Here is a 16,052-nt window from a genome sequence, read left to right as displayed (position 1 = left end):
GCGACCGAGCGTCCCCGGCTGGGGACGACCAAGAAGTAACGGGCACGCCCGGCTGCACCTCGACGAGGAACGCCGCTGGGTTGACCTTGACGCTGCGTCAACTTCTAGCATCGGGGTCATGTCGATCACTGTTCTTGACACCTACTCCGCCATGCGGCAGATCCTGCTGGCCCCGGTTGCGGACCGCGTTGACCTGCTGCGTTCGATGCTGGAGGCGAACGCGGGCATGTACCGCTACCACCCAGGCGAGCTCGATCTGGTGGCCGTACACCTCCAATCGTCCGGGTTCCCCATTGACCGCGACGAGGAGCGTTGCCTCGACGCGCTCGAGACCCTGGCGGCGGCCGGGGCCTGGGAGCGGATGCAACGCGCGCTCGACAATGCTCTCGCCGTACTGCTGGATGCGACGCCGGGGCTGGAGGCCCCGGACATCACCGTGCTGTTCGTCCTCGGCGATCCGGCTGACGAACACTTCATGGGTCCCTGCCAAGGATTGACCGGGTTCGGCGGCATCTCGGGCAACATCGCCATCACGTTCTGGCCCTTCCCCGAGAACGTGGAACGGCTGGAGGCCACCGCCGTGCACGAGCTCAATCACAACCTGCGTTGGAGCCCGGGCGGGGTCGTGTGGGACCCGATGACCGTCACGGTCGGCGAGCACATCGTCGGCGAGGGCTTGGCCGACGCCTTCGCCCGACAGCTCTACGGCGACGAGCTTGGCTTCGCCCGCATCGGCGTGCCGCACCTGCACGACGACGAGGTCTTTGCCAAGGTGCTCACCGGGCTCGACGTGACAGGCATGCAGAACTTCACCGCCTGGGTGCACGGCGACCCCGGCGCGGAGCATCTCGGCGTCGACCCGGTGGGATTGCCGATGGGCGCGGGGTACGCCGCAGGCAACCGGCTGGTCGACACCTACCTGGCGGTGACCGGGCAGACGGCGGCGCAGGCCCTGCTCGCCGACGCCTCGGAGATCATCGCGACCACGCTGTGCCGCGGGTGACAGTGGAACAATGGAGTGGACGATCCAGGAGCTCGCGGCGAGGGCTGGCATCACCAGCCGGACTCTGCGTCACTACGACAGTTTCGGGCTCTTGGCCCCATCCCGGGTCGGCGCGAACGGGTACCGCTACTACAACCCCGTCGCGGTCGCCCGGCTTCAGCGGATCCTCCTCATGCGTCGGCTCGGCATGGGCTTGCCAGCCATCGCCGAAGTTTTGGCCGAGGAGGTGGACTCACTCGACGGACTCCGCGCCCACATTGCCGCGTTGGAAGAGGAACGGGTCCGCATCGAACAGCAGATCCACTCTGCGCGTCAAACGCTGGAGGCCATACAGGCAGGGGTGGAACCGCGGATGGATGTCTTGTTGGCGGGGTTCAACGACCACTACAAGGACGAGGTGATCTCACGTTGGGGCGAGCGCGCGTTCCAAGTGAGCAACAACTGGTGGCATGGCAAGAGTCTCGACCAGCAGCGGGCCTGGAAGCATGACACCGAAGACCTCGTTGCCGCATGGATCGCCGCGGTGAAGGCCGGGGATTCGCCGGCATCGGAACACGCTCAGTCACTGGCTGCCCGGCACGTTCAGTGGCTGAGCCAGATCCCGGGGACCCCCACCGCTGAGGGCGACCGGGAGCGCTCAATCGAGATGGTGAACGGCATTGGGGACATGTTCGTCGACGACCCTCGCTTCGCCGCCATGTACGACGACGAGGCGGGGGCGACGTTCGTCCGCGACGCGCTGCACACGTACGCGCGTACCCGGATGTAGCTCGTGTGGTGATACTCCGGGCTCGTCTTCGGTGAGGGCCTGGCGGTTGACCACGCGTTTCAGCTCACCCGGACCCACGGGTCAGTTTTCAGGCGGAGCCGACACCCTGACCGGGCAGTTCAGGATGGTGACCTCTTCGGCGTGCCCGAGGAAATCACCACCACAGCTAGGCTTGCGCGAGCTTCAGACTTGCGCTGAGCGTCAACGGCGGTGCGGGAAAGGGTCGTGTCGCTCCTCGGACACGAACCATTACCCCACGGTGCGCGCTGAGATCCACTGCAGCGCGCACCGTTACGCACGACAAGCGGCGGCCATGCTCGTCGAGCCCCGCGGCACGCCTGAGCACCGGGGGCGGGGTGTGGGTTTCGCCGGAGACCCATGCCCAACCGCAGTACGGAAGGCTGCACGGCGAGACCTTGAGGGTATGTACTGACAGGTGTCTGCCCCGGGCGGGCGCGGCCCGTGATGCTGGTGGCATGACGAGAAAGAGCGTTCCGATCACCGTCTTCGCACGTACGACGTCCAGCCCCGCCCATACCCACCGGGTCATCGTGCCGATCGACCTGACCCAGGTGTTCAAGCCGTGGGGACCGTTCCCCGGCGTCGCGGAGGTGCGTGACCAGACCGGTGCCTGGGACAGGCCGGGGACCTCGCGACAGACCTGGTTCACCGACGGCTCCAAAGCCGACGAGCGGCTCACCGAGGTCGTGGACGGACACGGGTTTGCCTACGAGCTCAGCGGCTTCACCAACGTGCTGGCCAAGCTGGTCTCCGGGGTGCGTGGCGAGTGGTCGTTCCTTCCCCACGGCACTGGCACGTCGATTCGGTGGACCTACGACTTCCAGCCGCTGCCTGGCCGCCGCTGGATCGTCGCCGGGCCGTTCAAACCGCTCTGGACCCGCTACATGCGCGCCGCGCTCGCCCGGACGGTGACCGTGGTGCAGGGCACGCCCGGTGCGACCATGGGGGAATGAGCGATCTGAGCTTCGGTGCCCTGGTGCGCGGCTGGCGCGACCGCCTCGACCCGGCCGATGCCGGCTACGCCCGATCAGCTCGCCGGCGCGCGCCCGGCCTGCGCCGCGAGGAGCTCGCCGAGCTCGCCGGCCTTTCCCAGGAGTACGTGCTGCGGCTGGAGCAGAGCCGGGCCATCAACCCGTCCGCCCAAGTGGTCTCGGCCCTGGCCCGCGCCCTGCGGCTCTCCCCTGCCGAACGCGACCAGCTCTTCCGCGCCGCGGGCCTGCTCGCGCCCCGCGACCAGACCGTCGGCACCAACGTGCCGCCGAGCATCCGCCGCCTCGTCGACCGCCTCGGCAATCTCCCGATCGGCGTGTTCGCCGCTGACTGGAGCCTGCTGTGGTGGAACGACATGTGGACGGCTTTGCACGGCGATCCGTCCGGTCTGCCGCCCGCCGAACGCAACCTCGCCCGCGCCCTCTTCGGCACAGGCGAGGACCGCTGGCAACCGCGCCCGGTCACCTCGGCAGCCGGACCGTACGCTTTCGAGACCGCGATCGTCGCGGACCTGCGCGAAACAGTGTCCCGCTACCCGGCCGATCCGGAACTGGCGGCGCTCGTGGACGGTTTGCGGGCGGCCTCACCGTTCTTCGGCGAGCTGTGGTCGGTGGCGGGCATGGGACAGCTCATCGGTGATCTCAAGACGATCAGCCATCCCCAGCTGGGTGACATCACTCTGGACTGCGACGTGCTGACCGTGCCCGGCGTCGACCTGCGCATCGTCACCTACACGGCAGCCCCGGGAACCAGCGGCGCCGACCAGCTCGACCTCCTGCGTGCGTCACGGCTCAGCGAGGCTCGCTGACGACCGAGCCACCCAGGGAGCCAGGCTGGCAACAGCCAGGTGTACGCGACGCCTGCGAAGGCAACCAGGTGCGGAGGACCTGGTCGCGGAGGTGCCGGACGTGGCTGTCGGATCGGATCCGTGGTCGGCGGTGGACCTCGGCGTGGACGCCCGGGCGGTGCTCCGGTCGGCCCTGATGCGGCTCAAGCCCGAAGAGCGGGAGGTCCTGAGGCTCGTCGCCTGGGAGGACCTGACGGCAGCCGACGCCGCACGGGCACTTGGCATACCGGCCGGCACCGCACGGCGGCTGCTGAGCCAGGCCAGGACGGCGTTGCGCGACGCGCCAGGGGTGTCCGCGCTTCTGAAGGACCGCAACAGCGCGAGGGAGAGACACCGATGACCGACGAACTCGATCTGGTCGGTGCCTTGGGCAGCGCAGAACCACTACGCCCGGAGGCGTATCAGCGGGCGCGAGCGGTGCTGCGGGCGGCGATGGCCGACCCCGGAACCGTCCGGCTGCTGGGCGCGAAATCAGCGGAGGACACGACTATGGAGGCGACGCCAACCATGGAAACCACGACTACCACGCGGGACCGCGAATCCATCCCGGCGGTTCAGCGCCGCCGCGGGATCGGTATCGCGGGCCGATTGGGCATCGGCGCCGGGGTGGGGGTCGCCGCCGCGGCGGCAGTCGTCGCCGTGGTGCTCTCTTCGTCGGCGACCGGGGGCATGGAGGCCGGCAAGGATTCGGCAGCTGCCAGCTCGGGCTCGACCACTGTCGACGAGTCGGCCGAGCGTGCGCCGCTGATGACCCTGGCCGGGTCCATCACGACTGTCGCCCCGTCCGGGGGCGACGCGTGGCTGGTGAAGGCGACGCAGGTCAACGGCACCAAGACCATGCAGGTCGTCTACACGCTGTACACCGACGATCACGCGATCTACACGGGCAACAGCGTGCGGGACATCAAGCGTGCGATCGCGCGTCACCAGGACCAGATGAACGACGGCGGCTACGCTCCGCTGCTCAAGGCGGCCGTCGCCGCGGCGGACAGCAGCCCGGCCGACGGCCGGACCCAGATGCTCAAGGCAGCAAAGGACCCGCTGGTGGGCCTCGACTCCGTTGCGCAGAAGGCGGAGTGGGACAGGCAGCAGGCGGCCGCCCAGGTGATCATCAAGCAGAAGGGTGGCAACGCCGCGCCGAAGCCGTACAGCCCCGAGGCCGTTGAGCGGCACTTCGACAACGCCCTGTGGACGTACAGCACCCAAGCGCCGTCCGCCGGCGACGGCAACACGCAGGTCCGGGCCGGTGTGCTGCGTCTGCTGTCCACCATCTCCGCGGTCAACGTCGAGAACTCGACCACCCACGGCAAGGCCACGCTGACGATCACCGCCGGCCCCGAGGTGTTCGGCGGCCAGGGCAGCGAGGTGCTGACCATCGACGCCAAGACCGGCATGCTGGTCAAGCACGTCTCCACCGTGCCGGACCTCCCCCCGGCCACCACGACGTACGAATCCTCCCGCGTGACGACGGCCGACCTGTAGGCCGGGACCCCCCCACACACCGTCGACGACCGTGGGCTCGGTTTCGGCGGCGTGACGCTGACCGCGCAGACGGTCGCTGGGCGCAGGGCGGGGGGACACCGCCGACGTTGCGATGCGGTTTCCCCCCGCCTGCGCACCTTCGACGCTTCGCCCGGCTGGGCGCCTCCGCCGACCGCATCGGCTGGCCCGGAATCCCTTCGCGCCCCTGCCACTGATCGAGGGTCGCGTCCCGGTGTCGTGTGAAGAGAGGACTTGCTGGCGTCCCTGCGGCAGGACGACCGTCGACCTTGAGCGGCGGAGCGGAGGAGACACGGCGTGGGAGTGCTAGCGGAGTGCCCTGAACTGTTCACCATTGCCGGGCCCAGCATGTTCCTGTACCAACAGGCCGGCTCGGGCTCGAAGGTGCACGACGATCTGGTGTACGACCTGGCCCGGCAGAGCATCACGCCGGGTGACGTCGCACTGCTCATTCCCGTGTCGGCCCTCACCTCCACTAGCCTCCGCGCCTATCTGCACGATCTGGTGGCCGCCGACGGCCGGCTGGTGGTGGTCCCGTTCCAGCCCGGGGCCTCCGGGCTGCTCGATCTGGACAGCACAGTTCGGGTGCAGGACGGGTTGGGCATCGTGCTGGCCGTGTCGGGAAGTGCCGTCGAGGAGGGCGTGTCAGCGGGCCTGGAGGCCCGTCTCGTGCCGATCGAATCGACGCAGGCGCCGGGTACGACCGGCCGGTCGGCCAACGTTTACCGTCTGCTGCCCGAGGCGCTGGCGGCGAACCATCGACAGCTTGCCGAGTTGGTCACGGGGGACCAGCCACCCTCCCTGGCCAAGCTCGTCAGCCATTCCGCGACCGGTGGGCGCCACACTGCCGGCGGTGACGGGTTCCTGATGGGCGATCTCTCGCCCTTGGCCGGCGTGTACTACGCGACCTTCGGCGAGCTTCCTCACCTGTCCATCGCGGAACTGCTCGCCTCCACGAGCCCGCTGTCTCGGCCGCGCCTGAATGACGCCCTCGGCCTGAACTCGATGCCCATGCCTCTGGCGAACGTGCTGCGGGAGTTCGAGTCGGGCCGGGCGGCCGCCGCGCTGGTGCACGCTTCTTCCGGGTCTCCTACGCCCGGGTCGTTCTGGGTGCTGACGGACGACGCCGGGCAGTTGCGGTGGACTGACGGAACCCAGCCAGTCGCCGCGGTGGTCCTGGACGGGGCGGTCGACCGGCAGGCCGCCGTCCTGGAGCACCCACACAGCGAGTTCGTGCTCGTCAGGTCCGGGGGAGTGCCGTACCGGCCGGAACTGCCGGCCGAGCCGGTGTGGACACCTCGGGTGTCGGCCAACGCCCGCCGGCGGGGCAACACGATCCTGCTCGGCCCGGACCGGCCGTCCGCCACGACCGAGAAGATCATGGCGGATCTCGACCACCACGACGGCCCGAGCATTCTGGTCGAGGTCCGTCGCGGCCCGCGCAGCGGGCACGGCACCACTCTCGACGAGTTGACCGCCGAGAGCCTGCACCACACCCTGGCGAAGAACCCGGCGATCAGCCTGGTGGTCGGCACGGAAGGCAACGCCGAACTGGAGTTCATCGTGGCCGACCAGCACGGCCGGTCGTTGGTGCACCCGACGATGACCGGGCTCGGGAAGGGCTGGGACGTGCAGGGGGGCCGGTCGGCCTACCGGGAGCTGTACCGCAACCTCACCGACGGTGCGTTCGCCCGGGCCGTGGCCCTCGCCCTTTCGCAGATGGCCAGTCCCTCGCAACTGGTGTCGGACTTCGTCACCCAGCCGACGTGGAAGGCCGCGGAGAAGTACCTGAAAAAGTTCTCGGCCGAGCTGCGCAACCTGCAAGTCCTGCGGGAGCTGACCGACCTGGAGTCGGCGAGGGTGGCCAACGGCAAGCGGACCTCCCGGTTCGGCAACGGGCCGATCGAGAAGAGTCCCTTCTACCGTCCGGATCGGACCACTGGGGCTTTCCGGGTCCTGATCCAGCAGGACCTGCGTGCGCAGGGCAGCCGGGCCGGGAGCGACGCGCGTCCGCTGGAACCGCAGCACGCCTGGCTGATGGAGGCGGTCGAACCGTACACCCGCACGGTCGACTCCACGCTGCCGCTCGGCTACCTCACCAGGCGCCGCGTGGACGCCGCCCGCCTCGGCCAGGAGGTCGGTGACCATGTCATGGACCTGCTGTGGGTGCGGGAGCTGATGCAGGCCGTGCGAGATGTCGACAAGACACAGTTCTACATCACCGACGCCAGTGTCGTGGTGGGGGCCAAGGACGAGTTGGAGCAGGATCGGGCGGGCCGCCGTCCGGGCCAGCCCGAGATCTTCCGCGCGCTCGCCGCCGTGGTGGAGGCGATCGCCGACATCGTGGCAGTTGACAGGACCGGCGCCGACTGGCGCGACCGGCTCAAGGTCACCGACTGCCTGACCGGCCTCCATCGTGCCTACCTGCACGGCATCATCGCCAACATCATCGTGCCGGCGTTCCAGGCCCACCAAGCGCAGATCAGGAGCATGCAGGACCGGGTCAACGCCTGCTACGACAAGGCTGGTGTGTGATGCCCCCCGCTTCCGCTCCGCCCATCTGCCTCGACGGTTACACGCCGGTCTTCTCCGGCCTCTTCCTCCAGCTCGGTCCCGCCGGCACCCCGGCGCCCGCGCACGTGCGGGACGCACCGCGGATCGACGGTCTCGTGCAGGTGCACCTGCCCGTGGACGCACTGGGGTCGGTCCGGGTCCGGGCGGTACTGGAGCGCCATGAGCCGACGACGGCCGCCCGCCTGTCGGTGAGCCTTCCCCCGCAGCGCGCCGCGACGATCAGCCGCGCCGAGGCGCTGTCCGTCGCCAACGGCCTCGGCGTGTACCTCGACCTGCCGGAACGCGCCGACCTGATCGACGCGGCCGACGACCGGTTCCTGCCCATCAACCGCGAGCGCGCGGTCGCCGGCCCGGCCGCCGTGACAGGTGTCCGGGTGATCCCGGAGCAGCACCTGCTGAGCGATGTCACAACGGCCGTGGACACGCGCACACTGAACAACTATCCGGCGATGCGCGGCCAGCTGCGGCTGGCCTCGGGCAACGTCGAGATCGGCGTACCCCGTGCGGTGGTCGACACGCTGCCGAACCGGACCGCGGAACCGGCGGCCGAACTCGCCGCACCGGTGACCGTCGGCGGCTACGCCGAGCTGATGACGCATCTCGACGGCCTCGCACCCGGGCAGCAGGCGAAGGTCACCGCCACCGCCTCCGGACACACCCGCGACGTGACCGCGACGATGTACAGCTGGGGTCTGGCGGTGTCGGGACCGCTGCCCCGGCGTCCGAAGTCCCTGGCCGTGTCCCTTCCGGTCGCCACTCGAACCCTCGACCCGGCGCAGACACCCGCGTCGCCGGAGCAGTCGTCCGCACCCGGACCCGAAACGATCGCCGACCTGCTCTACGTCGAAGCCATGCTCCCCGTCCTCCAGGTGCGACTCGACCAGGCCGAGCGGCAGCTCTCCGCGGACAATCCCGAAGTGCAGCAGACCGAGCGGGCACTGCAGGAACTCAGGGAACTGGTCGACGACGCCAGGAACAACGGTGAACTGCCGGAGCGGCCCCTCAGCCAGGCCCTGCTCACGTCGTCCTTCAAGGACGTCCGGCGCTGGCAGGACGAGGCCCGGGACAAGGCGCAGGCCCTCACCGGTCAGACGTCGCAGGGCCAGGACGCGTCGCGTACCCGGCGCCTGCTCCAGAGCGTGTTGTACCGGGACTTCCTGATCGAGACGAGCGCGCTGGGTCTCAAGCCGGAGGATCCCGGCGAGGCGCAGTTCCTGCCGATCGTCAGAACGGCTTTCGACCCGGCGGTGTCGGCCGTGACCCACGAGCACATGCAGGAGCTGGACCGGCACGTCACCGACCTGACCAGCAACGGTCAGGCGGTCACGATGGAAGGGCTGACCCGACGTGCCGGCTTCGACCGGCTGCGTCAACGACTCGCGTCCCGCCCCTCCGCCCCGTGGATCACCGAGATCGACGATGCCGTGGCGGCACTGTGGCCGGCGGCGGCACCGGATCAGGACCTGGCGCGGTCCGACCGCAGGCTCGAGTTGCGCGAACTCGGCGCGGTCCTGGTCACGGAAGGCGGGGCCTTCGACCCGACGCCGGCGAACCTGGAAGCGCTCAACCAGGTGATCGATGCCGCCTACCGGCGGTACGGGAAGGCCAATGACCGTGCCCGACCGCACGGGCCGATCCCGGTGCAGGCCCTGCGGGACCTACTCCACCACAAGCTCGGTGACGGAACGGCCCTGAACTGGTCGAATGTGCAGCGGGCCGCAGATGAGGACAGCGCCCGTCACGCCTGGCGGAACAAGCACCCGGTGCTGGTGCAGACGGTCCAGAAGATCATCACGACGAAGCTGCCCGGGCTGGAAGGCGCCCGCACGAGGGTCAACGCCCGCCACACCAGGAAGATCCGCAGCGGACCGGGCCAGGCGGACTCGCTCGAAGAACGCAACGCCGAGCGCGACGCACTGCTGGCGGAGCTGGGACTGGGCACCTCGGCCGCGTCGACGGCGCCGGCCCAGCCGGCGGATCTGGCCGGGGCCATCGCACTCGCGCCGCTGGGCCCGGCGGCAGGGGCGTCGACCGCGCAGGCCACCCCGCCGTCGACGAGCGTGACGACGGTCGGCACGCAGGACGTCACCACCCTTGTCGCGGTGCGGCGGCGGCTCTACGCCCCGGACAACCGCCACTACACGGGCCTGTCCGACTACCGGCAGATGGCGCTCGGACTGCTCGGCACCGAGGGCGAGGTGGGCGCGGCCGAGCTGCGCGACCTGGCCGCCATGGTGCGCGGCATGCCCCGACGCCTCCCCCTCACCAGCAAGGACAAGTCCGAGGACCAGCGGGCGCGGCAGTGGCTCACCGAGCAGGCGACCTCGAGGTGGAAGGCCGAGCCGCCGGGGCACCGCCCCGACCCGCAGAACCCGAACGGTGTGCCGGATGCGAGGACCGACCGCAGCCGGATGGTCAGCGCCTTCCACGCCATCGGCGAGATGCCGTTCGTGGCGGACCTGACCGCCTGGATCAACCAGGCGGTGCCGTTCGGCGGAGGGCAGGTCACCGAGGAGGTCGTCCAGCGCAAACTGGCCTCGCTGTTCGGTCAGGTACTCGACGACGGTGCGGCGCTGGAGGTCACCGTCGGCGGCAACACCTACGACATCCGATTGTGGGCCGTGCCGGTAAGCGGGCCGGCGGTGGATGCGGACAGCCTTCCCGGCGCGGAGAACAGCAACCGGTTCAAGGGCAAGCAGGAGCTGCGGATCTATGGCTACCACGACCTGGCGTCCTGGTACACGTGGGCGAGGGCGCACAGCTACGACGGCGGGTTGATCTACCGAGCCGCGCTCGGGCAGGCGGAAGCGCTCAGCGGCGCCCGGATCGACCTGGTGGCCACCCTCGGCCGAGGGGCGGGCCGGGGTCAGCGGGAGCTCAGCGCCCACGCCCCCGCCGAATTCCAGCAGCTACGGATCAAGGAACCCCTGGGCTGGGTGAACCTGCCGGTCAACTGGGCGTTGCGAGTGCAGGCGCGCGGGACCGGGAGGTGGCGGGAGCTCACCTTCCGGGACGCGGACGGCGCGTTGCGCGTGGACAACGTGCGCTATGCGGTGGCGGAGTTCCAATTGCCCTACTCTCTCAAGGAGAGCCGTCTTCCCGCGCTGGCGGACAAGACTGACCCCGGCTATCTGCAACCGGTGGCCGTCAGCAGGCCTGAGCAGTTCCCGGTCTGGAAGCTGGATCACGGGGTCTCGCGCGTGCAGCTCTCCGACGCGGTGCTCAGCCAGGTGCAGAGGGCGCTCACCCCCGAGGATTACGCCTTCTGGAAGCCGTACGCCGAGGCGTACCTGGCCAACGACCAGATCGCCCTCCATCTCGGCGACATCCTGCGGCCCGGTGCGGACCGCACCTACCAGCAGGTGTTCCGCGTGAGCCTGCAGGCCGAGGGTAGGCGGTTGAGTCTGAGCCTCACCGCCGGTGATCGGGCCCAGCCGGTCACGTCGGTGGCGAAGGTCAGCGAGGTGAGTGGAAGCGGGGAGACCCGGTTCGACCGGGTGCAGGCCGTGGTGGCCAAGACCCTGCTCAGCGAGGACACCCAGTTGACGCACCGCGGAACGCTGACGATGGCGTTCCGGATGCTCGAGCGGTACCTCCGCCTCGGTGGCCGCGGCCAGCTCAGCTGGCAGAACGGGGATCAACTCATCCGCCATCACCGGGCCCTGCTGACGCGGGCCGAGCGGGTCGTCGGTGAACTGCAGGTCGCGCTGGCCGACTTCACGGTCCGGTTGGATCTCCACCACGAGCGCGACGGTGTGGTCACCGACCCCGGGCCGATCGACGTCGATGGTTTCGCGCACTTCATGGTGCGTAAGGACGAGCTGGCCGCGTTGGCCCTCACCGACCCGGTGGGTGCCTCCGGCGAAACCAGTGGCGCGGCGGCGTCGTCCTCCGCCGTGGCGCCTGCCGCGGCGAAGCCCACGCCGAAGTGGTGGACCCCGGGCCCCGACTGGGGACCGACGATGGACTTCGTCAAGAACCTGGGTGGTGTGCGGGAGCTCTACAACCAGATCGCCGCGCTCATGGTCACCGAGGGGTACCTGCCGAAGGCCGCGGCGGGTGTGCGGGGCGGCACACCGTGGGACACGTTGCAGGGCTTGTCGGTGACCGGCGCGGACGTCAACAAGGCCGGCGTGGAGTACGCGAACTGGGAACTGCTCATCAACAAGCTGTCCGAACGGTCCCTGCGCGCCGGCGCCGACTACGTGCTGAACATCGACCCGCGGCAACCGGGCGTCGCCTGGGTCTTCTCGCACCCCAAGCACCCGGTCTCGCCCACCCGCACCCTCACCATCGGAGTGTCGGCCGAGACCACCGGACGCACCACCTTCGTCGCCGAGAGCGACAAGCAGGTGCAGGTCGGCCACACGAGCATCGACACCATGACCGCCAAGCGCGCCAAGGGCAAGGTCAAGGATCTCTCCGGGTACGGCGGAGTCGGCGGAAACGAGCTGCGCAGCTTCTGGCAGGGGCAGGCGGGTGCCCAGGGCACGTGGACGAACAAGAACAAGGCCGGCGACACCCAGTCCACCGCGCTGACGTCCGACACGGACGGCCAGAAGATGCCCAGCCCGATCTTCGAGGTGGGCATCCGGTGGAGGTGGGTGGCCCTGCGCGACGGGAAGTCCGTGGCGCCGGCCGGGACGGTCGACGCGACAGCGACGATCCTGCAACCGGATACCCTCAACGACGACGCCACCACACCGGCCCCACCACCGCGCCGCTTCGTCCCTCCCTCCGACGAGTCGCCGGCGCGGATCATGCTCGACAGCGACCCGCCGGCAGGTCTCCACAACGATCCGCACCTGCGTTCGGTGCTGACCGAGATGGGGGCATCGGTCTACAACACCCTCGGCGCCCAAGGCGTCGGGAAGCTGCAGGAGAAACTGATCGGAAAACCGGCCGGCCTGCCGGCGGTCGCCGTCTGGAACGGGCTGAACCGTGCCGTCTACCGGAGCAACCTGCTGAGGGCGCTCGCCGCCGGGGCGACGATCCCGGTCGGGAAGCAGTTGGTGGGCCTGTCCGTCCGTCCGGTCGGTCGCCCGGAGATCGTCAAGGTCTGGTTCCCCTACACTCAGCAGCTCCTCGAGAGTCAGGTGGGCCGCGAGGAGGGCGTGGAGGAGCTACGCGAGTTGGGCTTCTCCGGCGGCGCCTTCGGGGGTAAGGAGAACTCGTCGGCCCTCGGCAACGAGCTGGTGGTGGGCGGCATCAGTGGGACCCGGTCGACCGGGCACGGGACGGGCTCTCTGGGCGTGCAGACGGTGGGCAGCTACCGCGGCGTCTACCAGGACAAGAAGATGGCGGTCGTGCGTACCGTCGTCGTCAACCGCGCCGAGGTCGGCGACCACGTCGTCGAGACCTTCGGGGAGGTGATCCTCAATGTGCTCCTGACCGATGTCATCGCCAACCGGGACGCCTTCGACGGGGCCGCGCTGCTGGAGGAGCACCTCCCCGATTCGAGCCCGGCTACGACGTCGACACCGTCGCCGGCCCGCGCGCTGACCACCGAGCTGCGGCCGCCGGTCAGTCTGCAGCACGGCCTGTCCTGGGCCGTGATGTGGCCGCTGCTCTACGGGGCGGCAAACCCGGATTCCGCCCAGCAGACGGGCTACGGGAAGCTGAGCGAGAGACTGGCCGCAGCGGCTGCCGACTTCCAGGCGCCAGGACTGGCCGCCCAGCTCAGGGCGCTACCGTCCTGGCTGAGCCCGTACATGGCGAAGATGCGTGACGGGGGAGCGCTCTGGAGGTTCAAGGCCGACGGCCGGCTCTTCGAGTTGTCGATCTCGGTTGAGTTGGTCGGACCGGCTTGGGGCAGCCGCCCCGGCGGAGACGGCATCAAGGTCTACGAACGGAGCAACGCCTACCGCGACGCCAGCCGTCGCTCGACGAAGATGCTCGCCGTGGGCGGCAGTCTCGTCGGAACGGGTAGGCCGGACACCCTGGACGGCGGTTTCGCGGCGGGCTCAGGGGCCGTCGTTCAGACCCGGGGCGAGGAGGAGAGCGACACGCGTGGCTCGAACCTGCTCTTCATGACCGGGCTACGAGCCAACAAGCTGACGGACTTCAACCAGATGGTCCGGTTCCACGCGACGATCAGGGAGACCACCCCGCCCTCCCCGAAAGCGCGGCTCAAGAAGGCGTTCGACAGTCGGAACGCCAGGCCCCGCTCCGCGAGGATCACGGTCGAGGAGGAGCACGTCCTCAGCGTGCCCACCGAGGGCACGACGCCCCTGGGAGCGCGCGAGCAGACCATCACGTTCGGCCTCAACAGGACGCTGCCACCCAGGGCGCTGATCGAGGGAGTCCTCGGAGTCAAGCAGCTTCACCAGGCGGTGGTCTCCACCGGTGTGGGGAAAGCGGTGGACGCGCCGGCCGCCGACGGGCATCTCAATTTCGAGACCATCCGGACCAGCCTGGGTGACATGCTCAGCGAGCGGGGGGCCTGGTTCAGCGCGGTGTCGATCCCCGGCTCGGTGCTGAATCCCGGCCCGGGCGGCCTCCGCGTGAAGGCACGTTTCAGCAACGTGCTCCAGCTCTACTACATGGAGAAGGCCGAGAAGGAGAACTACGACCACGGCACCGATCTCGTCGCCGACACCGACGTCTCGGCCCGGCGGGAACAGGGAACCGTCACCGTCGCCGTCACCGGGCCGGTAGCGCCCACCCAGTCGGTCGGCGTCCAGGTCTCCGGCGGCTACCAGCGGAGCCGGGCCAGCGGCATCGACCACACCGCCTGGATCGAGCACCGGGCCTGGCTGCGCAAGGACAGCTCGGTCTTCTTCGTCTTCGCCCTGCTGGAGTACGAGGTCACGCTGCCGGGCACCGACGCCCGCGTCAAGGTGCCCGGCAGCGCCGAGATCGTGGTCACGAAGGAGGAAGCCGTCGACTGGGGCATCCCCACGGCGGCGCTCCGGTCCGTCGTGCCCGTCGACCTACGCAAGAAGGAGTTCCCGGGCTACGACGGGGCGGACGAGTCGGGCGAGGCATCCGCGTCGCGCACCGGCATCGTCTCGGACACCCACCAGAAGATCTCCACGGGATACCGCACGGCGACCGAGGCCCTGAGCGGCACCACCGCCGCCCAGCCCTCATCGACCTCGCGTGCGTCGGTCCAGGACCCCGGGGCCGCCGGACCGGACACGGACCTGCGCGTGAAGGGCAGCGACCTCAGCCCGGAGCCGGAGTGGCTGCGGGACTCTCTGGCCCGCATCGAGCGGCCGTACGAGGACGCGCCGAACGTGCTCAGTGACATGTCCGTGCCCGGTGTCCGGACCTCGCGGCCGCCGAACGACCTGCGGGGCGCCGCGCGTCAGCGACCGGACCAGTACTTCCTGTGGCTCGGCACGGCGCGGGACGCGGCGGTGGACCGGCAGGTGTTCGACTGGCTGAACGAACGGCTGGAACAGCTCGCCCAGGCCGGACGGACACCCATCGTGGTGGCCCGTGGCCGGCCGACCCTCGACGAGGCACCCGGCAGGTCGCAGAGCGGGGCGGGGGCCGGGAAGCACAGCCTGGTCCCGCTGCTGCGCAGGTACGGCGGCGCCCTCATGTACGAGGTGCCCCAGACTTCCGGCGGGCTGAGCGGGCTGAACCTCGAGAACAGCTGGAAGATCCAGGGATTCGCACCCGGGGCGGTCGCAGGCCGGGAGGCGGACGCCACCTGGGCCAAGATCACCCCGGCCGTGGTGGACACCGCCCTCCGCCTCACCCGGCCGACCGTCGGCCCGGTGTCTGAGGCGTTCGGTGCGCTGGTGTGGGGTGCGAAGAGCGTACGCGAGCAGTTCGACCTGCTGCGGTCGAGCTCGGCGGACCTGCTGACGCCGGCCCACCTGGACGAGGCCATCGCGATGGCCGAGCGGGTCCCGGGCAGCATGAACGTCGCACTGGTCAAACCGCTGCTGCGCTTCGGCCTGGACGAGCCGGTGGTGGTCCGGGTCAAGGAGTCGACGCCGGAGCAGCGGCCGAGCGCGCTGCTGGAGGCGATCAGCCGGCAGGACAAGGCGGGCAAGCTCAAGGACCCACGGGAGACCGGCGGCGTCACCGGCGACTTCATCGATCTGGTCCAGGCGGTCCGGCTGGGCGCGGACCAGGCGGAGCACCCTCACTTCGACTTCACCGTCTCCCTGCTCACGGCCATCGGCCACGTCAAGGCCGGCCGGTTCGACGACGCCGAGCAGTTCATCGCCGAGAACCGTGGACGACTCAACCCGGCCCAGAAGAAGATCTGGGTCGACGGACTCACGACGTTCAGGGGCGACATGGCCACCACCGAACGCGTCCGCTTCGAGCGGCTGCTGGCGGCGGTCTACGAGTGCTGAACGGGCGCACCCGCTGCCGGCCCGGCAGCG

Annotated in this window: 8 protein-coding genes; all 8 read left to right on the top strand. The window is 69.8% G+C overall.

The features are described from left to right. Positions 1 to 151 precede the first annotated feature (151 nt). Positions 152 to 1,003 (top strand): DUF2268 domain-containing putative Zn-dependent protease, encoded by an 852-nt coding sequence (locus AB0B85_RS14335; protein ID WP_357407180.1) that lies wholly within the window; start codon positions 152 to 154, stop codon positions 1,001 to 1,003. Positions 1,004 to 1,013: 10 nt separating this feature from the next. Beyond that, on the top strand, positions 1,014 to 1,772 hold the full coding sequence (locus AB0B85_RS14330; RefSeq protein ID WP_357407178.1) for a MerR family transcriptional regulator: 759 nt from the start codon (positions 1,014 to 1,016) through the stop codon (positions 1,770 to 1,772). Between the two features lie 476 nt (positions 1,773 to 2,248). After that, positions 2,249 to 2,746, top strand: coding sequence for an SRPBCC family protein (locus tag AB0B85_RS14325; protein ID WP_357407176.1), 498 nt, complete (start codon positions 2,249 to 2,251; stop codon positions 2,744 to 2,746). 23 nt (positions 2,747 to 2,769) lie between these two features. Next, positions 2,770 to 3,591, top strand: coding sequence for a helix-turn-helix transcriptional regulator (locus AB0B85_RS14320; protein WP_357407174.1), 822 nt, complete (start codon positions 2,770 to 2,772; stop codon positions 3,589 to 3,591). Positions 3,592 to 3,691: 100 nt separating this feature from the next. After that, a complete protein-coding gene (locus AB0B85_RS14315; RefSeq protein ID WP_357407172.1) occupies positions 3,692 to 3,970 on the top strand; it encodes a sigma-70 family RNA polymerase sigma factor in 279 nt (92 codons plus the stop codon). Next, positions 3,967 to 5,112 carry a hypothetical protein gene (locus AB0B85_RS14310; protein ID WP_357407170.1) on the top strand — a complete coding sequence of 382 codons (1,146 nt, stop codon included), beginning with the start codon at positions 3,967 to 3,969 and terminating at the stop codon, positions 5,110 to 5,112. The genes AB0B85_RS14315 and AB0B85_RS14310 overlap by 4 nt, the downstream gene beginning before the upstream one ends. 315 nt (positions 5,113 to 5,427) lie before the next feature. Continuing rightward, positions 5,428 to 7,665 (top strand): hypothetical protein, encoded by a 2,238-nt coding sequence (locus AB0B85_RS14305; protein ID WP_357407168.1) that lies wholly within the window; start codon positions 5,428 to 5,430, stop codon positions 7,663 to 7,665. Further along, the gene (locus AB0B85_RS14300; protein ID WP_357407166.1) at positions 7,665 to 16,022 is read left to right on the top strand and encodes a hypothetical protein; all 8,358 of its coding nucleotides are present in this window, start codon (positions 7,665 to 7,667) and stop codon (positions 16,020 to 16,022) included. The genes AB0B85_RS14305 and AB0B85_RS14300 overlap by 1 nt, the downstream gene beginning before the upstream one ends. Positions 16,023 to 16,052: the final 30 nt, after the last annotated feature.

Origin of the sequence: Micromonospora sp. NPDC049044 (genome assembly GCF_040649215.1) — a bacterium.
GTDB lineage: Bacteria > Actinomycetota > Actinomycetes > Mycobacteriales > Micromonosporaceae > Micromonospora.
The sequence above is the reverse complement of the archived record's forward strand: the minus strand, read 5'-3'. Positions and strand labels throughout refer to the sequence as shown.